Origin of the sequence: Streptomyces sp. NPDC001292, from assembly GCF_042896465.1 — a bacterium.
In the GTDB taxonomy this organism is placed as follows: Bacteria; Actinomycetota; Actinomycetes; order Streptomycetales; family Streptomycetaceae; genus Streptomyces.
The window spans coordinates 1-20,905 of sequence record NZ_JBIAXG010000082.1 but is presented as its reverse complement, the minus strand read 5'-3'; the positions used below and the strand labels follow the sequence as shown (position 1 = coordinate 20,905).

Annotated in this window: 20 protein-coding genes, 1 tRNA gene and 3 pseudogenes; 4 read left to right on the top strand and 20 right to left on the bottom strand. The window is 72.6% G+C overall.

The window, feature by feature from the left end; genetic code table 11:
- Positions 1–91: pseudogene (locus tag ACFY4A_RS41040) on the bottom strand (nucleoside deaminase); the annotation flags it as partial.
- Positions 92–190: 99 nt separating this feature from the next.
- A tRNA-Pro gene (locus ACFY4A_RS41035) sits at positions 191–264 on the bottom strand.
- Between the two features lie 150 nt (positions 265–414).
- Here ACFY4A_RS41035 and ACFY4A_RS41030 point away from each other — a divergent pair.
- Both ACFY4A_RS41030 and ACFY4A_RS41025 read left to right on the top strand, forming a co-directional pair.
- On the top strand, positions 415–1,122 hold the full coding sequence (locus ACFY4A_RS41030) for a transketolase (RefSeq protein ID WP_390834419.1): 708 nt from the start codon (positions 415–417) through the stop codon (positions 1,120–1,122).
- Positions 1,123–1,231: 109 nt separating this feature from the next.
- Positions 1,232–2,158 carry a transketolase family protein gene (locus ACFY4A_RS41025; RefSeq protein ID WP_390834418.1) on the top strand — a complete coding sequence of 309 codons (927 nt, stop codon included), beginning with the start codon at positions 1,232–1,234 and terminating at the stop codon, positions 2,156–2,158.
- A gap of 58 nt (positions 2,159–2,216) precedes the next feature.
- Here ACFY4A_RS41025 and ACFY4A_RS41020 read toward each other — a convergent pair whose 3' ends face one another.
- From ACFY4A_RS41020 to ACFY4A_RS40965, 12 genes are all read right to left on the bottom strand, one after another.
- The gene (locus ACFY4A_RS41020) at positions 2,217–3,617 is read right to left on the bottom strand and encodes an MFS transporter (RefSeq protein WP_390834417.1); all 1,401 of its coding nucleotides are present in this window, start codon (positions 3,615–3,617) and stop codon (positions 2,217–2,219) included.
- A gap of 124 nt (positions 3,618–3,741) precedes the next feature.
- Positions 3,742–4,101, bottom strand: coding sequence for an MmcQ/YjbR family DNA-binding protein (locus ACFY4A_RS41015; RefSeq protein ID WP_390834416.1), 360 nt, complete (start codon positions 4,099–4,101; stop codon positions 3,742–3,744).
- A 51-nt stretch (positions 4,102–4,152) separates the two neighbouring features.
- Positions 4,153–5,055 carry a LysR substrate-binding domain-containing protein gene (locus ACFY4A_RS41010; RefSeq protein ID WP_390834415.1) on the bottom strand — a complete coding sequence of 301 codons (903 nt, stop codon included), beginning with the start codon at positions 5,053–5,055 and terminating at the stop codon, positions 4,153–4,155.
- Positions 5,056–5,097: 42 nt separating this feature from the next.
- Positions 5,098–6,297 (bottom strand): glycine C-acetyltransferase, encoded by a 1,200-nt coding sequence (locus ACFY4A_RS41005; RefSeq protein ID WP_390834414.1) that lies wholly within the window; start codon positions 6,295–6,297, stop codon positions 5,098–5,100.
- A 46-nt stretch (positions 6,298–6,343) separates the two neighbouring features.
- Positions 6,344–7,372, bottom strand: coding sequence for an L-threonine 3-dehydrogenase (gene tdh, locus ACFY4A_RS41000; RefSeq protein WP_390834413.1), 1,029 nt, complete (start codon positions 7,370–7,372; stop codon positions 6,344–6,346).
- Between the two features lie 197 nt (positions 7,373–7,569).
- The gene (locus ACFY4A_RS40995) at positions 7,570–8,160 is read right to left on the bottom strand and encodes a GAF domain-containing protein (RefSeq protein ID WP_390834412.1); all 591 of its coding nucleotides are present in this window, start codon (positions 8,158–8,160) and stop codon (positions 7,570–7,572) included.
- Between the two features lie 74 nt (positions 8,161–8,234).
- Positions 8,235–8,855 carry an ATP/GTP-binding protein gene (locus ACFY4A_RS40990; protein ID WP_390834411.1) on the bottom strand — a complete coding sequence of 207 codons (621 nt, stop codon included), beginning with the start codon at positions 8,853–8,855 and terminating at the stop codon, positions 8,235–8,237.
- Positions 8,833–9,210 carry a DUF742 domain-containing protein gene (locus ACFY4A_RS40985; protein WP_390834409.1) on the bottom strand — a complete coding sequence of 126 codons (378 nt, stop codon included), beginning with the start codon at positions 9,208–9,210 and terminating at the stop codon, positions 8,833–8,835. Before ACFY4A_RS40985 ends, ACFY4A_RS40990 begins: the two co-directional genes overlap by 23 nt.
- Positions 9,207–9,641: a roadblock/LC7 domain-containing protein gene (locus ACFY4A_RS40980; RefSeq protein ID WP_390834408.1), complete on the bottom strand. Its 435-nt coding sequence runs from the start codon at positions 9,639–9,641 to the stop codon at positions 9,207–9,209. The genes ACFY4A_RS40985 and ACFY4A_RS40980 overlap by 4 nt, the downstream gene beginning before the upstream one ends.
- Before the next feature lie 77 nt (positions 9,642–9,718).
- Positions 9,719–12,121, bottom strand: a complete 2,403-nt coding sequence (locus tag ACFY4A_RS40975) for an ATP-binding protein (protein ID WP_390834406.1) — start codon at positions 12,119–12,121, stop codon at positions 9,719–9,721.
- A 489-nt stretch (positions 12,122–12,610) separates the two neighbouring features.
- Positions 12,611–13,036, bottom strand: coding sequence for a response regulator transcription factor (locus ACFY4A_RS40970; RefSeq protein ID WP_390834405.1), 426 nt, complete (start codon positions 13,034–13,036; stop codon positions 12,611–12,613).
- Positions 13,037–13,140: 104 nt separating this feature from the next.
- Positions 13,141–14,331: an MBL fold metallo-hydrolase gene (locus tag ACFY4A_RS40965; protein ID WP_390834404.1), complete on the bottom strand. Its 1,191-nt coding sequence runs from the start codon at positions 14,329–14,331 to the stop codon at positions 13,141–13,143.
- Positions 14,332–14,457: 126 nt separating this feature from the next.
- Between ACFY4A_RS40965 and ACFY4A_RS40960 the strand changes: the two genes are divergently transcribed.
- Complete coding sequence (locus ACFY4A_RS40960; RefSeq protein ID WP_390834403.1) at positions 14,458–15,063, top strand: carboxymuconolactone decarboxylase family protein; 606 nt, start codon at positions 14,458–14,460, stop codon at positions 15,061–15,063.
- Positions 15,064–15,255: 192 nt separating this feature from the next.
- On the opposite strand, the pseudogene ACFY4A_RS40955 reads toward ACFY4A_RS40960, so the two are convergent.
- A pseudogene (locus ACFY4A_RS40955) lies at positions 15,256–15,610 on the bottom strand (alpha-galactosidase); the annotation flags it as partial.
- Between the two features lie 172 nt (positions 15,611–15,782).
- Here ACFY4A_RS40955 and ACFY4A_RS40950 point away from each other — a divergent pair.
- On the top strand, positions 15,783–16,580 hold the full coding sequence (locus ACFY4A_RS40950) for a tyrosine-protein phosphatase (protein WP_390834402.1): 798 nt from the start codon (positions 15,783–15,785) through the stop codon (positions 16,578–16,580).
- 18 nt (positions 16,581–16,598) lie between these two features.
- On the opposite strand, the gene ACFY4A_RS40945 is transcribed toward ACFY4A_RS40950, so the two are convergent.
- The 5 genes and pseudogenes from ACFY4A_RS40945 to ACFY4A_RS40925 all read right to left on the bottom strand — a co-directional run.
- Positions 16,599–16,718 carry a DUF6126 family protein gene (locus tag ACFY4A_RS40945; RefSeq protein ID WP_390834401.1) on the bottom strand — a complete coding sequence of 40 codons (120 nt, stop codon included), beginning with the start codon at positions 16,716–16,718 and terminating at the stop codon, positions 16,599–16,601.
- Positions 16,715–17,338: a helix-turn-helix domain-containing protein gene (locus ACFY4A_RS40940; RefSeq protein ID WP_390834400.1), complete on the bottom strand. Its 624-nt coding sequence runs from the start codon at positions 17,336–17,338 to the stop codon at positions 16,715–16,717. Before ACFY4A_RS40940 ends, ACFY4A_RS40945 begins: the two co-directional genes overlap by 4 nt.
- A gap of 75 nt (positions 17,339–17,413) precedes the next feature.
- Positions 17,414–18,796, bottom strand: a complete 1,383-nt coding sequence (locus ACFY4A_RS40935; protein ID WP_390834399.1) for an aspartate aminotransferase family protein — start codon at positions 18,794–18,796, stop codon at positions 17,414–17,416.
- Entirely contained in the window at positions 18,793–20,730 is a 1,938-nt protein-coding gene (gene dxs, locus ACFY4A_RS40930; protein WP_390834398.1) for a 1-deoxy-D-xylulose-5-phosphate synthase, read from the bottom strand. The genes ACFY4A_RS40935 and dxs overlap by 4 nt, the downstream gene beginning before the upstream one ends.
- Positions 20,731–20,760: 30 nt before the next feature.
- Positions 20,761–20,905: pseudogene (locus ACFY4A_RS40925) on the bottom strand (4-hydroxy-3-methylbut-2-en-1-yl diphosphate synthase); the annotation flags it as partial.

The following is a 20,905-nucleotide window of genomic DNA, read 5'->3' as shown; positions in this document are numbered from 1 at the left end:
AGCCGAACGGCTCGTCCCCGGCCCGCACCGCCTCGGCCGCCAGCTCTACCGCGCGCTCCAGATGCCGCAGCTCGGCGGCGTTCGGTTCGATGAGGCTCACGATGTCTCCTTCGGGGGGCAGGTCGGCAGGGAAACCGAAAGGGCCGTACCAGATCACTCTGATACGACCCTCGACCTGCCTCTTCGCAAGTCGGGACGACAGGATTTGAACCTGCGACCCCTTGACCCCCAGTCAAGTGCGCTACCAAGCTGCGCCACGTCCCGGTGCCCGTCTGACCTGGGGTTTCCCCCGGTCGAACGTGCAGGAAAACAATACCGCACTCAGGTCGGTGGTCGCGCACGGGTTTTGGTCCGGGCGGTGACGGGGCGACGGTACTTGACCTCAAGTTTGGTTGAGGTCGGAGCATCGTCGGTATGACGATCAACGAGGAGACCGAACGCGCCCACGGCCACGCCGACCTGCCCCGGCTGATGGGGCTCATGACGGGCGACGAGAAGCACGGACCGGCGGCCACGTCCACGCTGGACGTGCTCTGGGTGCTCTACGACCGGGTGCTCAGGGTCCGCCCGGAGCAACGGGACGACCCGGAGCGGGACCGGTTCCTGCTGTCGAAGGGGCACGGCCCGATGGCCTACTACGCGGTGCTCGCCGCGAAGGGCTTCGTTCCGGTCGACTGGCTGCCGGACTTCGGCGCCTACGACTCCCCGCTCGGCCACCATCCGGATCGCACGCTGGTGCCGGGCGTCGAGGTCGGCAGCGGCTCGCTCGGGCACGGACTGCCCATCGCCGTCGGCATGGCCCTGGGGCTGCGCGCCCAGGGGCTGGACCGGCCCCGGGTGTGGGTGCTGACCGGGGACGCCGAACTGGACGAGGGCAGCAACCACGAGGCGATCGCGTTCGCCGGTCCCGCGGCACTCGAGCAGCTGCACACCGTCGTCGTCGACAACGCCTCCGCCAGCCACGCCCGTCCCGGCGGGATCGCGGCCCGGTTCGAGGCTGCGGGCTGGTCGACGGCGAGGGTCGACGGCCGCGACCACGAGGCGCTGTACGCCGCGTTCACCGCGCCGCATCCGGGCCGCCCGCACGTGGTGGTGGCCCGGGTGGAGCCGAAGAACCCGTGATCCGGCACCCCGGGTCCGGAACCGCGCGGATCCGGAACCGCGGGTCCGGAACCGCCGAGCAGAACCCCCGGCTTCCCCCGACTTCCCGACACAGAAGGGCCCTACCTCCATGGACACCATGCGTGACCGTCTCGCACCGGCCGTCTCGCGCCTGCTCGACGAGGATCCGCGGGTGGCGGTCGTCATCGCCGAGATCGGCAAGGACGGTTTCGCCGACGCGCGGCGCCGGCATCCCGACCGGGTGATCAACGTCGGCATCCGCGAGCAGCTCCTCGTCGGAGCGGGCGCCGGGCTGGCGCTCACCGGTATGCGACCGGTGCTGCACTCCTTCGCGAGCTTCCTCGTCGAGCGTCCCTTCGAACAGGTCAAACTGGATCTGGGTCACCAGGGCGCGGGCGCGGTGCTGGTCAGCGCCGCCGCCTCCTTCGACTGGCCCGCGGGCGGCTACACCCACATGGCACCCGGCGACGTGACGCTGCTCGACACCCTGGACGGCTGGACCGTCCATGTGCCCGGGCACCCGGACGAGGCCGAGACGCTGCTGCGGCACGCGGTCGCCGCGGGCGACGACAAGGTCTATGTACGGCTGTCGGTGCAGTCGAACGCGCACCGGCGCCCGGTCGACGGCGAGCGCCTCGTGACGGTCCGCGAGGGCCGCTCGGGTGTGGTGGTCGCCGTCGGGCCCCTGCTCGACGCGGTGCTCACCGCGACGGAGGGCCTGGACGTCACGGTGCTGTACGCGACGACCGTACGGCCCTTCGACGCGGCCTCGCTGCGCCGGGCCACCCGGGCGGCCGGTACGGACGTCGTCCTGGTCGAGCCGTATCTGGCGGGCACGTCGACCTCTGCGGCGAACGACGCGCTCCGCGACGTCCCGCACCGCGTCCTGGGGCTCGGTGTGGGCCGCGCCGAGCTGCGGCGCTACGGGACCGTGGAGGAGCACATCGCCGCGCACGGGCTGGACGCCCGGTCGCTGCGGGAACGGATCTCGGCGTTCCTCGGGGCACGGGCCGGGGCGGGCACGGAGGGCGCCTGAGGGCGTCCGCGCGGAGGCCTGCGGCGGTCGGCCGGGCCCCAGGTCGCAGTCGCCGCCGTCAGTGCGGCTCGGGGTGCGTCCGCCCGGGTGCCGCGTCAGCGCTCCCGTCGTGCGCGCGCGGGCCGTGGGTGCCGCGCGCGTCGGCCCGTACGAGGCCGCGTATCGCGGGCACCGCAAGCAGGACCGTCGGTACGACCAGGCTCATCGCGGCGGACACCAGCAGCACGTGATCCGCGCCCAGGGCGGTGGCGGCCGGGCCGGCCAGGGCCTGGCCGACGGGCATCATGGCGAGGGAGCCCGCCACGTCGTAGGCGTGGATGCGGTTGAGAACGTCGGACGGGACCTGGGTCTGGACGCTGGTCGCCCACATCACGCCCCAGAACGACATGCCCGCCCCGGCGACGGCGGCGCCCGCCGCCATGGCCGGCACGCCGAAGCCGGCCCCGACCGTCGCCGGGAAGCCGACGAAGGCGAACAGGGCGAACGCACCGGCGCGCAGCATACGGCGGGGACGCAGCCGCAGGGCCAGGAAGCCGCCGACGACGGTTCCCGCGCCAAGGGCGGAGTTGATCAGGCCGTAGGCGCGCGGGCCGTACTGCTGGACCACTTCGGTGGCCACCAGCGGGACGGTCGGGCCCCAGACGGCGATCATGTAGAGGCACCACACGGCGATGACGCCCCAGAGCCATGTCCTGGCCCTGAACTCCCGCCATCCTTCGACCAGATCCGCTACGAAGGCACCGGTCGCGGTGCGGTCCGGGCTACCGGCGCGGGTGAGCGGTGGCAGCCGGAGCAGGAGCAGGGACAGGGCGCTGACCCCGTAGGTCGCGGCGTGCGCCGCGAACACCCCGCCCGGTGAGGCGAAGCCGACGAGCAGGCCCGCGGCGGCGGGGCCCGCGAGCTGGGCCGCGGACTCGGCGATCCGTATGGCGCCGTTGGCCGCCTGGACGTCGGAGGCGAGCCGGGGCACCGTACTGGCCACGCCGGGCTGGAACACGGCACCCGCCATGCCGTTGACGAGGCCGATCACGCAGATCTCCCAGAGCACCACGTGCCCCGAGTAGAAGAGCACGGCGGCCAGGGACTGGGTGCCGAGCCGCACCAGGTCGGCGCCGATCATCAGCTTGCGGGTGCTGAACCGGTCGGCGATGACCCCGCCGAAGACCACGAGCCCCGCGAAGGCGGCGGCCGTCGACGCCATGGCGAGGCCGACCGCGCCCGCGCCGTACCCGTGCTGAAGCAGGCCCGCGGCGAGCGCGACCGGCAGCATGGTGTCGCCGAGCCGGGCGACGGCCCGCGCGACGAAGAACAGCGCGAAGTCCCGCGACCACACCGACCGCGCGCGACCACCGTCGCCCGCCCCGGCTCCGGCTCCGGCTCCGGCTCCGGCAGCGAGGTCATCACGCCCCGCCGCCTCCCCCGGCGACGACTGCGACGACTGCGACGACGTCCCGGTCATCCCTGCGACGCTCCCCTCCCCGACCGATCCCCGACTGCCCGGCCCGACCGCGGCCCCTCCCGCGCCGGCCGGCCCCACCGCCTCCGGATCATGCCACGGCCCACCGAGAACGCCCGAGGGGTTTTCAGCGAGCGGTGGGCAGTCCCAGTCCGGGATGGGCCTCCAGCAGCCGCGTCGGAGCCGCCTGGCGCCAGGAGTCGGCGAGGATGTCACGCAGTTCGTCCTCGTCCTCCAGCGCCGCGAGCCGGACCCGCACCCAGGCGAACTGCGCCTCGTGACCGGCGATCCAGAACTTCTCCGGTTCGGCCAGGACCAGTTCGTCGCGCTCCTCCTTGGGACAACGCACGGCGATGGAGGTCTCCTCCTCCGGCAGTGTGGCGAACATCTTCCCCGCGACCCGGAACGTGGGCATGCTCCAGGCGATCTTCTCCGTGGTGTCCGGCAGGGACAGGGCGATACGGCGTACGTCATGGGCATCCGGCATGCCACGCACGCTAACCCCTCGCACTGACAGCCACCCCGGGACAGCCGGGCGCTACGCCTGCGCCGCCTCGCCCAGGGCCTGGAGCACCGGACGGATCAGCGGGTGCCCCTCGGCTCCCCGGCGCACCGCCGCGAAGACCCGGCGGGTGGGCGCCGCGCCGTCCACGGGGCGGACGACCACGCCGGTGAGGTCCATGCCGCGCAGTGCGGAGCGCGGGACGAGGGCAACGCCCGCGTCGGCCGAGGCGAGGGCCACGACGGCGCGGAAGTCGTCGGAGGAGTGTTCCAGGCGGGGCTGGAAGCCGGCGCTCTCACAGGCCAGGACGACCACGTCGTGGCAGGGATTGCCGGGGTAGGGGCCGATCCAGGTGTCCTTGGCCAGCTCGGCGAGCGGAACCTCGGCGGTGTCCGCCAGCCGGTGGGCGACCGGCACGACCGCGTCGAACGGCTCCGCGTACAGCGGTACGTGGGTCAGCCGGGGGTCGTCGGCGGACGGCGCTCCCCGGTACTCGACGGCGACCGCCACGTCGACCTGCCGGTCCAGCACCATCGGCAGGCTGGCGTCGCCCTCCGCGTCCTGCACGCGGATGCGGATACCGGGCGCCGTCCGCGCCAGGCGGGCCACCGCGGGCGCCACCACCTGCGCGATGCCCGTGGCGAAGGCGGCCACCGTCACCGTCCCGGCCTCGCCCGAGCCGTACGCGGCGAGTTCGGCCTCCGCCCGCTCAAGCTGGGCGAGGACCGCGTTGGTGTGGCTGAGCAGGATCTCCCCGGCCGGGGTCAGCCGTACGCCCTTGGCGCCGCGCTCGACGAGCCGGTGGCCGGTCTCCTGCTCCAGGGCCGTGAGCTGCTGCGAGACGGCCGAGGGTGTGAGGTAGAGCGCGGCGGCAGCGGCTGTCACCGTGCGGTGGTCGGCCACCGCACGGAGGATGTGCAGCCGCCGCGCTTCGATCATGCGAACGATTATCGCAAGACCTGGGACCGATCGGCCTCCGGCTCAGCCCTCCAGCTCGGCGCGCGCCGCGACGAACGCGTCCACCGCGCGGTTCACGTCCTCGGTGGAGTGCGCGGCGGACAGCTGCACGCGGATGCGGGCCTGGCCCTGCGGCACGACCGGGTAGGAGAAGCCGATCACGTACACGCCGTGCTCCAGCAGCAGCTCCGCCATGCGGCCCGCCTTGGCGGCGTCGCCGATCATCACGGGGGCGATGGCGTGGTCGCCGGGGATGACGTCGAAGCCCTCCTCGGTCATCCGGCGGCGGAACAGCGCGGTGTTCTCGGCGAGCCGGACCCGCAGGTCGTCCGCGGACTCCAGCAGGTCCAGCACCTTCAGGGAGGCTGCCGCGATCACCGGGGCGAGCGTGTTGGAGAACAGGTACGGCCGGGAGCGCTGGCGCAGCAGGGCGACGATCTCGGCGCGGGCGGCGACGTAGCCGCCGGAGGCGCCGCCGAGCGCTTTGCCGAGGGTGCCGGTGATGATGTCCACGCGGTCCATGACACCGTGCAGTTCGGGAGTGCCGCGGCCGCCGGGACCGACGAAGCCGACGGCGTGGGAGTCGTCGACCATGACCATGGCGCCGTGGCGGTCGGCGAGGTCGCAGATCTGGCGCAGCGGCGCCACATGGCCGTCCATCGAGAACACGCCGTCGGTGACGACCAGCTTCCGGCGCGCCCCGCCCTCGGTGGCCTCCTTCAACTGCCGCTCCAGGTCCGCGAGATCCCGGTTGGCGTAGCGGAAGCGGCGGGCCTTGGACAGCCGGATGCCGTCGATGATCGAGGCGTGGTTGAGGGCGTCGGAGATGACCGCGTCCTCGGGGCCGAGCAGCGTCTCGAACACGCCGCCGTTGGCGTCGAAGCAGGAGGAGTACAGGATCGTGTCCTCCTGGCCGAGGAACGCCGACAGCCGGGCCTCCAGTTCCTTGTGCACCTCCTGGGTGCCGCAGATGAAACGCACGGAGGCCATGCCGTAGCCCCAGCGGTCCAGGGCCTCGTGGGCGGCGGCGATCACCTCGGGGTGGTCGGCGAGGCCGAGGTAGTTGTTGGCGCAGAAGTTGAGGACCTCGCCGGGACGGCCGCCCGCGGTGACCTCGACGGTCGCGGACTGCGGGGTGCCGATGACCCGCTCGGGCTTGTGCAGCCCGGCGGCGCGGATCTCGTCGAGGGTGGCGCGCAGGTCGTCGCGCACGGAGTCGAACATCAGGGTGCTCCTTGAAGGTGCCGGCGGAAGAAGGGGAGGTACGCGGTCACACGGTCCAGTCGAGGATGATCTTTCCGCCCTTGCCGCTCGCGGCGTCGGCGAAGGCCGCCTCGAAGTCCTCGTAGCCGTACCGGCCGGTGATGACGGGAGCGAGGTCGAGGCCGCCCTCCAGCAGCACCGACATGGCGTACCAGGTCTCGAACATCTCCCGGCCGTAGATGCCCTTGATGGTGATCATCGAGGTGACGACGCGGGCCCAGTCGACGGGGAACTCCTCGGCGGGCAGGCCGAGCATGGCGATCTTGCCGCCGTGCGTCATGTTCGCGATCATGTCGCGCATCGCCTCGGGACGGCCGGACATCTCCAGGCCGACGTCGAAGCCCTCGCGCAGGCCGAGCGTGCGCTGCCCCCCGGCGATCGTGTCCCGGGAGACGTCCAGGGCGAGACTGACGCCGATCTTGCGGGCCAGCTCCAGCCGCTCCTCGCTCACGTCGGTGATCACGACGTTGCGCGCGCCCGCGTGCCGCGCGACGGCCGCCGCCATCAGGCCGATCGGACCGGCGCCGGTGATCAGGACGTCCTCGCCGACCAGTGGGAAGGACAGCGCGGTGTGCACGGCGTTGCCGAAGGGGTCGAAGATCGCGGCGATGTCGAGGTCGACGGGGACGCGGTGCACCCAGACGTTGGCGGCGGGCAGGGCGACGTACTCGGCGAACGCGCCGTCGCGTCCGACGCCGAGTCCGACGGTGGCCCGGCACAGATGGCGGCGTCCGGCCAGGCAGTTGCGGCACTTGCCGCACACCAGGTGGCCCTCGCCGCTGACCCGGTCGCCGGGCTTGATGTCGGTGACGTCCGCGCCTGTCTCGACGACCTCGCCGACGAACTCGTGCCCGACCACGAGCGGGGTGCGGATCGCCTGCCGGGCCCAGCCGTCCCAGGCCCGGATGTGCAGGTCGGTGCCGCAGATGCCGGTCCGCAGGACCTTGATCAGTACGTCGCCGGATCCGATGGCGGGCTCGGGGACGTCCGCGAGCCACAACCCGGGCTCCGCCTTCTGCTTGACCAGCGCCTTCAACGCTACCGCTCCTGAGGTTCCGGCCCCGGCTCCGGGCATGCCGGGGCAGCCCGCGTCCGGGGAGAGGGGTGGATTCCGGTAGCAATCTGCCGTACGACGGCACGCTGGTCCATCGAGGATTTCTTAAGCGCGGCCACAGCTCCGCTTCACGCCGTCCCCGGGCGGATTCGGCGCGGTGCGAGGTCTGCGCCCGGCCGTCAGAACAGGAAGCCCTCGGTCTCCCGGCGCTCCAGCCGCGGGGCGAGCTCCGCGGCGGCCGCCTTGATGGTCCGAAGCCCCTCCCGGCCCCACGGCCGCGGCTCGACGTCGACGACGCACACCGTGCCCAGCACCGTCTGCGTACTGTCGATGAGCGGCGCGCCCAGATAGGAGCGGATGCCGAACTCGTCCACGACCGCGTTGCCCGCGAACCGCGGGTAGTCGCAGACGTCCTCCAGCACCAGCGCCTTGCGCCGCGCCACGACATGGGGACAGAAGCCGTGGTCGCGGGCCAGGCGGCGGCCCACTTCACGTCGGCTTCCGTCCCCGTCGCCGCCGGTGTCGACGGTCAGGACGTCGCGCTCGGGCCGGTGCAGTCCGGCGAAGAACTGCCCTGTCTCGTCGGGGAAGTTGACCATCGCGTACGGCGCTCGGGTGAACGCGGCGAGGCGGTCGGCGAAGGCGTCGAGAGCCGGCTCGGGGCGCTCCCCCAGGCCCAGCAGGCGCAGCCGCTGGGTGCGGGCGGGGGCGTCCTTGTCCTCGGGGGTCAGCAGTAGGCGACCGGCCGGGCGGGGCGGGTCGTAGCTCATGGCCGGGCTCCGTCGCTGTCGGCGTATGTCATGTACGGGCTCCGTGACGGTGTGCGGGGGTCAGTGTGCCGGGGTCACCTGTGCGCGCCCTGGCTCGGCGCGGGGACGGCGGGCGCGTGGGCGATGAGGTGCCGGACGAGGGTCAGCAGGGTCTGGACGCCCGAGCTGGAGATACGGGCGTCGCAGCGGACCACGGGAATCCGCGGGTCGAGGTCCAGGGCCGCCCGCACCTCCTCGGGGTCGTAGCGGTGGGCGCCGTCGAACTCGTTGACGCCGACGACGAAGGCGAGGCCGCGCTGTTCGAAGAAGTCGACGGCGGCGAAGCACTCCTCCAGCCTGCGGGTGTCGGCGAGGATCACCGCGCCCAGCGCGCCCTCGGACAGCTCGTCCCACATGAACCAGAACCGCTCCTGCCCGGGCGTGCCGAACAGGTAGAGCACGTGCCGCGGGTCCAGGGTGATCCGGCCGAAGTCCATCGCGACGGTCGTCTCGACCTTGTTCTCCACACCGTCCAGGTTGTCCGTGGCCACGCTGACCGTGGTGAGCAACTCCTCCGTGCTCAGCGGAGCGATCTCGCTGACCGCGCCGACGAAGGTCGTCTTGCCCACCCCGAACCCTCCCGCCACCAGGATCTTCAGCGCGGTCGGGAAGGGATCGAGGCCGCCGTCGTAGTCAGAGCTGTCGTCGTAGTCCATCGAGCACTGCCTCCAGAAGAGCCCGGTCGGTGGGGTGGTGGTGGTCCTCGGGAGGCCTGGTGGTCAGCGCCCCGCAGTCGACGAGGTCGGACAGCAGCACCTTGGTCACCACGGCCGGCAGCTTCAGATGGGCGGCGACCTCGGCCACCGGGAGGGGAGCGCGGCACAGGTCGAGTGCCTGGCCGTGCTCCGGGCCGAGGTAGGCCAGCGGTGCCGCCCCGGTGGCCATCACCTGCGACATGAGGTCGAGCGCGATGCTGGGCCGGGTGCGGCCGTCGCTGACGGTGAAGGGACGCACCAGCCGTCCGGCCGCGTCGTCGAGCCAGGGCCTGTCGCCGGCCGCCGCCGCGCTCAAGGCCGCGGCGCCCGGGATTCGACGGAATGCTGCCGGGGAGCGGTCTCGAGGTAGGGGCGGACGCTCTTGACCAGCATCGCCATCTCGTAGCCCAGCACGGCCGCGTCGGCCTCGCGGCCGGCGAGCACGGCGAGGCAGGTGCCGGTACCGGCGGTGGTGACGAACAGCAGCGTGGAGTCCAGTTCGACGACGACCTGCCGCACCTCGCCGCCGTCGCCGAAGCGGACGCCGGCGCTGCGGCCGAGGGAGTACAGGCCTGAGGCCAGGGCGGCCATGTGGTCGGCGCTGTCGTGGTCGAGGCCGTGCACGGACTTCACCAGTCCGTCGCAGGACAGCAGGACCGCGCTGGTGGTGTGCGGTACGCGCTGCACGAGGCCGCTCATCAGCCAGTCGAGGTCGGAGACACGGCCGGTCGGCGCATCGCTCGCCATGGTGGATCGACTCCTTGGGGTGGGAAGGTCTGCGCAAGCGCTGGGGTCGGGAGGGGTGACGGGGCTGGGCGCGCTGGTCATCCGGCCGACTCGTTCCGGTCGCGGCGGATGGTGAGGTGCTGACCGGGCAGGAGCACGGGCCGCGCCTCCGCCGGCCCGGACGCGTCCACGGGGGACGCGCCGCCCGGGGAGTGCGGCTCGTGCGAGCGGGCCGGCTCCGTGGCGGCCGGCTCCCGGCGTTGCTCCGACTCGGCGAGTCCCATCCCGCGCCGGAAGGCGGCCATCAGCCCGGGGTCGTGGCCGGCGACGTACTCGGATTCATGGCGTGGCAGCGGGCCACCGCGCAGTTGCGGCACCAGGTGCTCCTGGGCGCGCCGCCGGGGCAGTTGGGGTTTCTCCATGGTTCCGCGCACCGCTCCGGCCCGTGGAACGGGCGGCGCACCGGCGTTCGCCGCCACGGCGGCCCGGTCGGCGGGCCGGATGCCCGGCACGGCCTCCGCGGGATCGTCCTGCCCTTCGCGCGCCGTTCGCCGCGGCAGGGGCTCGAGGCGGTCGCCGTTGGCGGACTCGAGGGGCCGCACGTCGTCGCCGGGCGAGGTGGGGATGGTCAGCAGATCGCTGCCTGGTACGGACATGGGCGTTTCGCCGCCGGGCACGGGCGTGTCGCCCCCAGGCACGGGCTCGGTCACGGGCAGCGGCGTCTCGGCCCCGGACACAGGCACAGGCGCGGACACAGGCATGCCGCCCCCGGACATGGGCGCGGGCACGGGGGTGTCGCCCCCAGGCACGGGCTCGGTCACGGACACGGGCACGTCACCTCGGGACACGGGCGCAGGTACGGACATGGGCGTGTCGCCACCGGACACGGATGTGACAGGGCGGGCGTCGCCGTTCATGCGGGGTACGACCGGCGGCGGAACGCTTCCGCGTGCGCCGGGGACGCGGCCCGCGTCGCGCGCGTCCGCGCCCGCCACGGGATGCGTCCTGCCATCGTGTTGGCGCGAGTCGCCGGGCCGGACGGGAGCGCCGGGCAGGCCGGTGACGGGGCTCGGCGCAGGGCGTACGCCGTTGCCGTGCACGCCTCGCACGGGCTCCCCGCGACCGCCGGACACGGCCGGCGCGCGGTGGGTGCCGCCGCCGTTCAGGGCCGGCGGGGCAGCGTGCGCGTGTCCGCCGTCCGGGAGCGACAAAGCGGCGTTCGACGGGTACGGCGCGGGGCCCGTGGTCCGCACTCCGGTGTCCAGCGCCCCGAATGACGCGCCGGAGGCTCCCGTTGAGGTACCCAGCAGTCCCTGCGGCACGACGACGACCGCCTGCAGACCGCCGTAGATGTTGGTCTGCAGGCGGACGGTGATGCCGTGCCGCCTGGCGAGTTGGGAGACCACGTACAGCCCGATGCGGCCGTCGGCGAGCAGGCTCGCGACGTTGACCTGGTCGGGGTCGGCCAGCAGGGCGTTCATCCGGACCTGTTCGCCGACCGGCATGCCCAGGCCCCGGTCCTCGACCTCCACCGCGAGTCCCGAGGTGACGAGGTTGGCGCGCAGCAGTACTTGGGTCTGCGGAGCGGAGAACAGCGTGGCGTTCTCGATGAGTTCGGCCAGGAGGTGGATCACGTCGGCGACGGCGTGGCCGCGCAGCCGCCCCTCGATCGGCGGGGCGAGCTTGACCCGCGAGTACTGCTCGACCTCGGCGATGGCCGAGCGCAGCACCTCGGTCATGCAGACCGGGTTGCTCCACTGGCGACGGGAGACGGCGCCGCCGAGGACGGCGAGGTTCTCGGCGTGCCGGCGGACCCGGGTGGCGAGGTGGTCGACATGGAAGATGCCCTTGAGCAGGTCCGGATCCTCGATGTCGTTCTCCAGCTCGTCGAGGATGGAGATCTCCCGGTGCACCAGGGACTGAAGGCGGCGGGCGAGGTTGACGAAGACCTCCAGTTTCTGTTCGCTGCCCGTCCGGCTGGACAACTGGGCGGCCTGCACGACGGCGGCGACGGCCCCGTCGTGGGCGCGCGCCAGGTCGGCGGCGAGCAGGTCGGTCTCGTCGGCGTCCTCCGGCGGGCCGCCGCGCGGCTTGCGCCGTGGCGGAGCCTCGCCCTGGCGCAGCGCGTCGACGAGGGCGCGCAGTTCGGCCTCGCGGCGCGCGGTGCCGCGGCGCAGGACGCCGATCCGGTCGTGCACCGACCGGGCGGCCCGGCCGGCGGCGACGGCGGCGATCGTGATGCCCGCGAGCGTGACCGCGAACGCGCCGGCGAGCACGGCCCACAGGACGAGACCGGGGCGTGCGCCGGTGGAACGCACGGTGAAGAGCACGGCCGCGCCGGCGCTGAGCGCGACCGAGGTCGGCGGCAGCACCGCCAGGCGCAGCAGTTGAGGCCGTAGGCGGGTCTCTGGCAGCGAGGGGACGGTGCGGGTGACCGGCCGCCCGTGCCGCCCGCCCTCACGGCGGTCTGAGCGGGCGGCCGGTGCACGGAGGTGAGACATCTGTTCCTCGTACGGGTCCGTCGGTCCTGTGTACTCGCGCCCGGGGCGCGAGCGGGCATGCGCCATCGCTGTGCCGGTCGACAGCGGCGCATGTACGGCCCCGCGTCGCCCCACGGCCACTCACAGTAGTCACCAACGCACCAAGCGAGGTGGACAGTTGACGAAATCCCCCGGGAAGCGTCCCGCTCTGGTATGAGCGTTCGCACGGCAGAGCGAGCACCCGTGTCGCCACGCACCAGCGAACCGAAATACATCGATCCCGCCTGGTCAGAACTGGTCACGAACGGACGGTGGGGTCAGAGAGCCCTCGCCTCTCCGGCCCCACCGTCCGTACCGCCGTCTGCCCGGCCTCATCCGGCCTCGTCCGGTCTCATCCGGCCGGAACGATCTCGGCTCCTCCCCTGCCCCGACCAGCACCCTCGGCACCGTCACCCGCTGTGCAGGTCCGTGCTCAGTGCCGCCTCGCGGCACCGGCCCGCAACCGCCGCGTCAGGACCGGGGATCGGCGACCGGATCGGGCTCGTAGGAGTGGCGCTGGGCCAGTTCCGGTACGGACTCGACGGAGCGCAGGGCGGCCGGGGAGTGGGCGCCGCGATGTGGTGGTGTGCCGCCGCCCGCCACCCATCCCGCCGGAGGACGCCCGCGAGGCGCCTCCGCCCCCGGGCGGACGCGGGTGGTGAGCAGGCCGAGTTCCGCGGCGCGCACCCCCGCCTGGAATCGGGACCTGGCGTCGAGGAGTTCCATGATGGTGGCGATGTGCCGACGATAGGTGCGCACGGAGATGGACAACTCGCGGGAGGCGGCCTCGCCGGTGGCCCCGGTGTGGAGGTGGTGGAGTATCTGCTGGACGAGTTCGACGCGGGCATGGGCGCCGAGGCCCACCCAGGCGGTGGCGTCGACCGCGTGACTCCACACGGACCCCGAAGTCGCCGCATGTCCGCATCGAGTCGGAGGAAGGGGGCGAACTCGGTCGGGGATTTCTCAGAGATTTCCGGCGAAGAGGTCACCCGGGACCGGTGTCACCGCTCGCCGGCGAGGTCGAGATCGCTCAGGGCGGCCGGGACGGCCTCCGGCCGCTCGGCGCGGCGCCACGGGTGGGGGAGGGGCGCGGACACCGACCGCCACCACGGCTCCGCGGGGACCTTGCCCGCAGGCTCGAAAGGCTCACCCGGCCGCGGGAGCGCAACCGCCTGCCCCGCCTCCTCGGCGGCGTCCTTCGTCCACTCGCCGGGCTCGGCCCAGGCGTGCGGGGCGAGGGTGAAGGTGCCCCAGTGGATCGGCAGCAGCACGCCGGACGGCGCGTCCCCTTGCAGGTCGAGGTGGGCTCGGACCCCCTCCTCGGGCGTCATGTGGATGTCCGGCCAGAACTCGGAGTACGCGCCGATCTGGATCATCGTCGCGTCGAACGGGCCGTGGTCCGCGCCGATCTGCCGGAAGCCCTCGAAGTAGCCGGTGTCACCGCTGTGGTAGATCCGGTGCTCCTCGCCCGCGACGGCCCAGGAGGCCCACAGGGTGTGCTGGGTGTTGCGCAGGGCCCGGCCGCAGAAGTGGCGGGCGGGGGTCGCGGTCAGGGTGAGCCCGCCGACCCTGGTGGCCTCGTGCCAGTCCAGTTCGCGCAGGCGGTCGGCGGACACGCCCCAGTGCTCCAGGTGGGCGCCGACTCCGAGCGGCACGGCGAACACGGTGTCCGTGCCGGCCAGCGCCTTGATGGTGGGCAGGTCCAGGTGGTCGTAGTGGTCGTGGGAGATGACGACGACGTCGACCGGGCCGAGCGCGGCGAGCGGCAGCGGCACCGGGTGCAGCCGCCGGGGCCCGGCGAAGGGGAACGGCGAGCAGCGCTCGCCCCACACGGGGTCGAAGAGCACCCGCTGTCCGTCGATCTCCGCGAGGACACTGGAGTGTCCCATCCAGGTCAGCCGCAGCCCGGTGGCCGCGGGCCCGGCCAGGTCGGCGAGCGTGGTGGCGTGCACGGGCACGGTGCCGCGCGGGGAGCGGCGCCGGCGCTCGTGCTTGTCGAGGTAGAGCCTCGCGAAGGCCGGCGTCGAACCGGAGGGCCGGGTCCGGGCGGGACCTCCGGGGTTCTGGAAGGCGCCGTCCTTGAAATGGGGTGATCTGCGGACGCGTGCCATGCGCTCTCCGCTGGGGTCCGCGCCGAAGGCCTCGGGCCGCAGTGCGCGGAGCCCCGGGTTCGAAGGACGGAATCCTGCCACGCTACCTCCTGGTGGAGTCGGTCAGGCTTTCCATTATGTCGGGCCCTTCCGACGGCCCGGATGTCACATCTGCGCGCTCCCGTCCGTCGTACCGGTGCAGGCACCCGCGAGGTGCTCACGGAACCGATGCGACTGGAGGTGGCCCTCATGGCCCGCGTCTCGCTCACCCCGCCCCGGACCCGCTTGTTCCGCCTCGTCGAGTGGTACAGCAGGCGCGTCTACGGCAAGGTGCTCGACCCCGTCCGGGCGCTCGCCCACAACCCGCGGGTCCTGTGGAGCGACCTGCGGTTCGAGCAGTCCGTGGCGAAGTGGAACAGGCTCGACCCCGATCTGAAGGCGCTCGCCGAGATGGCGTCGGCCGCCGCGATCGGCTGCTCGTGGTGCATGGACTTCGGCCACTGGGTCGCCCGGGAGCGCGGCATGGCACCCGAGAAGCTGCACGACGTCCCCATGTGGCGGGACAGCGACGCCTATACGCCGCTGGAGCGCGACGTCCTGGCGTACGCCGAGGCCATGACGGCCACACCGCCCACGGTCGACGCCGACCTGGCCGCCCGGCTGCGCGCCGGGCTGGGCGAGCCGGCCCTGGTGGAGCTGACGGCGATGGTGGCGGTGGAGAACCTGCGCTCGCGCATGAACTCCGCGCTGGGCCTGACAAGTCAGGGCTTCAAGGACTCGTGCGAGGTCCCGCGAGCCGCGCGGGACACGGACAACGCGGCGGCACGGGACTGACCGCACGGCACACCGACAGGGCGCGACCCCGCTCCCGGCACCGACCGGTCGTCCGCGACGAGGACGCCGGGGCCGGGTCTCAGCCTGTCCGTGTGAGCGACACCGGCGACCGGCGGGGGGACGGCGTGCGAGGCTCCGGTCGAACGCGGCCCGCATCGCTCGCGCTGGTACGGCCGACGAGGACGGCCCCTGGTGAAGGGTGATGTCCAGCCCCGAGTCGTGGAACAGCAGCCGCAGTTCGTCGCCCTCGGCCCGGTACGCCCCGAAGGTCCACTCGGTGCCGCGCGGTTCGGCGGGGCACGGACAACGCGGGTCTCACGAAGCGGGGGCCGCCCTCGACCGGGTACTCCTCGTGTCCGTCGAGCGGGGACTCGAAGGGCCGAGCGTCCGGCAGCGGACGCTCGGCCAGGGCCTCGGCGTCGGCGAGCGTGATGCTCGGTCCCCAGTGCAGGTGGAGGAGTTCGCCGCGCCCGGTGAGATGGACGGCGTAACCGCTCGTGGGCCCGGTCAGCAGCCACGTACGGCCGTCGTCGGCGGTGTCCAGCATGTTCCGTCCCCCACAGGTCCGAACCGGTCCGCGCCCGCACCGACATCACCGAGGTGCGCGGGCGCCGGGGCAACGCCCGTGGACAACTCGTTGGCCCAGGAAGCCATGTCGTATGGTCGAAGCCGTGCCCGCCGACGCGCCGTGACGGCGGGACCGAAAGGGAGGAGTCCCCGTGACGCAGCAGGTCCCCTCGACCGAGCCCGAGCTGGCCGCAGTGCGCAACTTCCGTGACGTGGGCGGGCTGCCGACCGTGGACGGCCGGCGGGTGCGGCACGGGATGCTGTTCCGCAGCGGCCACCTGGCGCACGCGACCGAAAAGGACGCGTCCTACCTCGGCTCCCTGGGCCTGCACACGATCTTCGACTTCCGCAACGCGGCCGACGTCGAGCTGGAGGGTCCGGACGTCGAACTGCCGGGCGTGCGCCATGTGAACCTGCCGCTGAGCGACCCGGCGGACGGCGCCGAGTTCTGGAAGATGGTCCGCGACGGAGACCTCGGCGAGCTGCGGGCCGTCCTGGCCGACGGCAGGGGCGCGCACCGGATGGTCGCGTCCTACCGCATGATCATCAAGGAGCGCACCGGCGAGCACTCCCGGGTGCTGCACGCGCTCGCCGAGGACTGCGTCCCGGTCCTGATGCACTGCGCGGCGGGCAAGGACCGGGCGGGACTGTCGATCGCCGTGACCCTCCTCGCCCTCGGCGTGGAGCGGGACGCGATCGTCGCCGACTACCTGGAGTCGAACGCCAAGCACCGCCGCTACAAGGTGCACCGCAGCGGCACCTCGGCCGCGACCTACTCCCCCGAGGTCATGGAGCTGCTCAGCCCCCTGTTCGAGGCGCGTGCCGAGTACCTGGCGGCGGCCCTGGAGACCATCGAGGAGACCTGGGGCGGCGTCGACGCCTATCTGGAGCGGGGGCTGCGGCTGGCTCCCGAGACCCGGGAGCGGTTGTGCGAGCGGCTGCTGGGCTGACCCACGTACCCGGAGCCGTCACTTGGCGCCGACCTCGAACAGCAGCCAGATGAACCCGGCGAACAGGTGCCCGACGGCGATGTAGATGATGAGCCGGACCCACAGGGCGCGCGGGAACTTCTCTTCCATGTTGCTCATGGCATGTCTCCGATGTGGGGGCCCAGGCACAGCGCGGCCGTGGGACTCTGCAACAGGGTGTGGACGAAGAGGAGCTCGACCCCGTCCGGGTTCTCGGCCGCGATGCGGTGCGGGGTCAGCGAGTCGAAGTGCGCGCTGCTGCCCGGCACGAGCAGGTGCGTGGCGTCCCCGAGGCGGAGCCTGAGGTGCCCCTTGAGGACGTACAGCCACTCCTCGCCGGGGTGCACCCGCACGATGTCGCCCTGGGAGCCGTGCGGGACGCGGACCCGCAGGGCCTGCATCCCGCGGCCGGACGCGCCGGCCTGCCAGTACGTCCAGCCGCCGGCCCGCGTCGGCTCCATGTCCCCGGCGCGCACGACCGCGTCCCGGTCGGCGACGTTCTCGCCGAGCAGTTCCGAGACGGTCGTACCGTAGACACGGGCGAGCGCGAGCAGCATCGGCAGCGAGGGCTGGCGCTGCCCGGTCTCCAGGCGGGAGAGGTGGGCGGGCGACAGCCCGGCGGCGCGGGCCGCGGCCTCCAGGGTCAGTGCGGCACGGCGGCGCAGCGCACGCAGTTGCGGCGCGACGGCGGGCAGGTCCTCGACCGGCCCCGCCGAGGGCTGGGACGCTGGAGAGCTCATACGTCCATTCCAGCGCCACTTTGCCCCTAAGGCAAATTCATTGCCTGTGAGGCAAAAGCCCTTGTCCGGCTCCGCTCACCGGTTGGCGACGGCCTGCTTGACCAGCGTCCTGCCGAAGTCCCACATCAGCCCGCCGCCGTGCGCGTCGTCCATCACGGCGGTGAAGGCATCCACGAACCGGTCGACCTCCGCCTCCCCGACGACCAGCGGCGGGATCAGTTTGATCACCTCCAGGTGGTCGCCGGAGACCTGGGTCAGGATACGGTGCCGTTGCAGCAGCGGGACGACCACCATCTGCGCGAAGAGTCCCTTGCGGGCCGCCTGGAGCATGGTCCAGCGCCCGCGCAGTTTCAGCGACCTCGGCCGGCCGAACTCGATGCCGATCATCAGGCCCCGGCCGCGCACGTCGGCGAGCAGCTCGTACCGGTCGGTGAGCGCCGCCAGCCGGGACTTCAGCAGCTCGCCCGTGGCCCGGGCGTTGGCCACGATCTGCTCGTTCTCCATCACGGACAGCACGGCCAGCCCCGCCGCCATGGCCTGGGCGTTGGACCCGAAGCTCGCCGAGTGGACCAGCACCCGGTCGATCGAGGAGTAGACCTTCTTGAAGATCCAGTCCCTGCCGAGGGTCGCGCTCACCGGCACATAGCCGCCGGACAGGGCCTTGGCCACGCAGACCAGGTCCGGCTCGACCCCGTCCTCGTGCTGGTAGGCGTAGAAGTCCCCGGTGCGGCCCAGACCGGTCTGCACCTCGTCGGCGATGAGCAGCGCCTTGTGCCGGCGCAGCAGCTCCTGCGCGGCGCGCAGCCAGCCGGACGGGGCCTCGTGCACGCCCTTGCCCTGGATCGGCTCGACGATCAGGGCGGCCACGTCGCCCTGCTTCAGCTCCCGCTCGAGTGCGTCGAGGTCGCCGAGCGGGACGGCGGTGTCGGGCAGCAGCGGGGCGAAGCCGTCACGGAAGCCCTGCTCGCCGTTGACGGACAACGAGCCGGTGGTCAGGCCGTGGAAGGAGTGCTCGCAGTACAGGATCCGCGGTCTGCCGGTGGCGCGGCGGGCGAACTTCAGCGCGGTCTCCACCGCCTCCGTGCCGCTGTTGCCGAAGAACACCCGGTCCAGGTGGGGGCTGTGCGTGAGCAGCCGCTCGGCCAGCAGCCCGGGCAGCGGCTGGCAGTCGAAGCGGGTGAGGTCGGCGAGCTGGGCGTCCAGCACGTCGTGCAGCGCCTTGCGGACGACGGGGTGGTGGCGGCCCAGGCCCATCACCCCGAACCCGGAGAGCATGTCCAGGTATTCGTTGCCCTCCGCGTCCCAGAAGTACGCGCCCTCGGCCCGCTCGTAGACCTTGTCGAAGCCGATGGTGTGCAGCATGCGCGGCAGCTGGTGGTTGAGGTGCCTGGCGTGCAGCTCGTAGCGCTCGGCGCCGCGCTCGGACAGCAGGGCGCCGAGGTCGAACTCCGTGGTCATTCGGTTGTCTCCTTGACTGCCATGACGGCCCCGGCGCCGCCTTGCGCCGGGATCGTCCCGGCCTGCTCCCGCACGGCCAGACTCGCGCCGATCCGTCCGGCGACCTCGACCGGGGTGAGCCCGATGTCGGCCAGTACCTCCCCGCGCTTGGCGTGCGCGAGGAACTGCTCCGGGATGCCGAACCTCCGCACCGGTACGTCGACTTCGGCGTCACCGAGCGCCAGGGCGACCGCGGCGCCCACACCGGCCGCCCGGCTGTTGTCCTCGACCACGGCCACCAGCCGGTGCCCGGCGGCCAGGCCCGGCAGCGCCGGATCGACGGGCTTGACCCAGCGCGGGTCGACGACGGTGCAGCCGATGCCCCGCGCCTCGAGCAGTTCGGCGGCCTGGAGGCACACCGGCGCCATGACACCGACGGCGACGAGCAGCACGTCTGGCCGCTCCGCCCGGTGCAGCACGTCCATGCCGCCGACGCGGCCTGCGGCCTCGATCCGCGGGCCGACCGACTCCTTGGGGAAGCGGACCAGGGTGGGCGCGTCGTCGACGGCGACGGCCTCGCGCAGCTGGGCGCGCAGCTGGTCGGCGTCGCGCGGCGCGGCGATCCTGAGGCCGGGCACGACCTGGAGGACGGACATGTCCCACATGCCGTTGTGGGAGGGCCCGTCGACGCCGGTCACTCCCGCCCGGTCCAGGACGAAGGTGACCCCGCAGCGGTGCAGGGCCACGTCCATCAGGAGCTGGTCGAAGGCTCGGTTGAGGAAGGTGGCGTAGACGGCGACGACCGGGTGCAGTCCGCCGGTGGCGAGCCCCGCGGCCGAGACGACCGCGTGCTGCTCGGCGATGCCCACGTCCCACACCCGGTCGGGGAAACGCTCGGCGAACTCGCCCAGGCCCACCGGGTGCAGCATGGCGGCGGTGATCGCCACGACGTCGTCCCGCTCCTCGCCGATCTTCACGATCTCGTCGCCGAACACGGAGGTCCAGGACGGCCCGCCGGCGGGGGCGAGCGGCTCACAGGTGAGCGGGTCCATCACGCCCACCGTGTGGAAGTGGTCCTCCTCGTGGGCCAGCGCGGGTTCGTAGCCGCGGCCCTTCTCGGTGAGGCAGTGGACCAGGACGGGACCGTGGAAGCGTTTGGCGCGGCGCAGCGCCGACTCGACGGCCTTGACGTCGTGTCCGTCGATCGGACCGAGGTACTTCAGCCCCAGGTCCTCGAACATGCCCTGCGGCGCGAACGCGTCCTTGAAGCCCTTCTTCGCGCCGTGCAGCGACTCGTAGAGGGTGTTGCCGACGACCGGGGTGCGCTGAAGGACGTCCTTGCCCCAGGCCAGGACCTTCTCGTACCCGTCGGTGGTGCGCAGGGTGGCCAGGTGGTTGGCGAGGCCACCGATGGTCGGCGCGTAGGACCGCTCGTTGTCGTTGACGACGATGATCAGCGGCCGGTCCCTGGCGGCCGCGATGTTGTTCAGCGCCTCCCAGGCCATGCCGCCGGTCAGCGCGCCGTCCCCGATGACGGCGACGACGTGTCCCTTCTCCCCCTGCACCTGGCGGGCCTTGGCGAGTCCGTCGGCCCAGCCGAGCGCCGTGGAGGCGTGGCTGTTCTCGATGACGTCGTGCTCGGACTCCTCCCGTGCGGGGTAGCCGGACAGCCCTCCCTTCCCGCGCAGCTTGGAGAAGTCCTGACGCCCAGTCAGGAGCTTGTGCACATAACTCTGGTGACCGGTGTCCCACAGGATCCGGTCGACCGGCGACTCGAAGACCCGGTGCAGTGCGACGGTGAGTTCCACCACTCCCAGGTTGGGCCCGAGGTGACCGCCGGTCCTGGCGACCGCTTGCACCAAGAACTCGCGTATCTCGTCGGACAGTTCACCCAGTTCCGCCTCGGACAGCGCCTTCAGGTCGCGTGGTCCCCGGATGCTCTCCAGAATGGTCACGCTGGGCCCCCTCTCGGTCCGTGCCGTACTTCAACTCACTGTCACTGTCGGTGTCCCCGTGACGGTGCCGCCGCCGGATGCGACGCCGTCCTGCTCCATCTGCTCGGCGAGCTTCATCGCCTCCTCGATCAGGGTCTCCACGATCTTCGACTCCGGGACGGTCTTGATGACCTGC

Bases quoted from the DNA above. Each gene is read 5' to 3' on its own strand.
- ACFY4A_RS41030 (WP_390834419.1), top strand. From the start codon at position 415: ATGACGATCAACGAGGAGACCGAACGCGCCCACGGCCACGCCGACCTG.
- ACFY4A_RS40960 (WP_390834403.1), top strand. From the start codon at position 14,458: ATGCGACTGGAGGTGGCCCTCATGGCCCGCGTCTCGCTCACCCCGCCC.
- ACFY4A_RS40935 (WP_390834399.1), bottom strand. From the start codon at position 18,796: ATGACCACGGAGTTCGACCTCGGCGCCCTGCTGTCCGAGCGCGGCGCC.
- ACFY4A_RS41010 (WP_390834415.1), bottom strand. From the start codon at position 5,055: ATGATCGAAGCGCGGCGGCTGCACATCCTCCGTGCGGTGGCCGACCAC.
- ACFY4A_RS40990 (WP_390834411.1), bottom strand. From the start codon at position 8,855: ATGGACTACGACGACAGCTCTGACTACGACGGCGGCCTCGATCCCTTC.
- ACFY4A_RS40945 (WP_390834401.1), bottom strand. From the start codon at position 16,718: ATGAGCAACATGGAAGAGAAGTTCCCGCGCGCCCTGTGGGTCCGGCTC.
- ACFY4A_RS40995 (WP_390834412.1), bottom strand. From the start codon at position 8,160: ATGAGCTACGACCCGCCCCGCCCGGCCGGTCGCCTACTGCTGACCCCC.
- ACFY4A_RS40940 (WP_390834400.1), bottom strand. From the start codon at position 17,338: ATGAGCTCTCCAGCGTCCCAGCCCTCGGCGGGGCCGGTCGAGGACCTG.
- ACFY4A_RS41015 (WP_390834416.1), bottom strand. From the start codon at position 4,101: ATGCCGGATGCCCATGACGTACGCCGTATCGCCCTGTCCCTGCCGGAC.
- ACFY4A_RS40975 (WP_390834406.1), bottom strand. From the start codon at position 12,121: ATGTCTCACCTCCGTGCACCGGCCGCCCGCTCAGACCGCCGTGAGGGC.
- ACFY4A_RS40980 (WP_390834408.1), bottom strand. From the start codon at position 9,641: ATGGCGAGCGATGCGCCGACCGGCCGTGTCTCCGACCTCGACTGGCTG.
- ACFY4A_RS41025 (WP_390834418.1), top strand. From the start codon at position 1,232: ATGGACACCATGCGTGACCGTCTCGCACCGGCCGTCTCGCGCCTGCTC.
- ACFY4A_RS41020 (WP_390834417.1), bottom strand. From the start codon at position 3,617: ATGACCGGGACGTCGTCGCAGTCGTCGCAGTCGTCGCCGGGGGAGGCG.
- ACFY4A_RS41005 (WP_390834414.1), bottom strand. From the start codon at position 6,297: ATGTTCGACTCCGTGCGCGACGACCTGCGCGCCACCCTCGACGAGATC.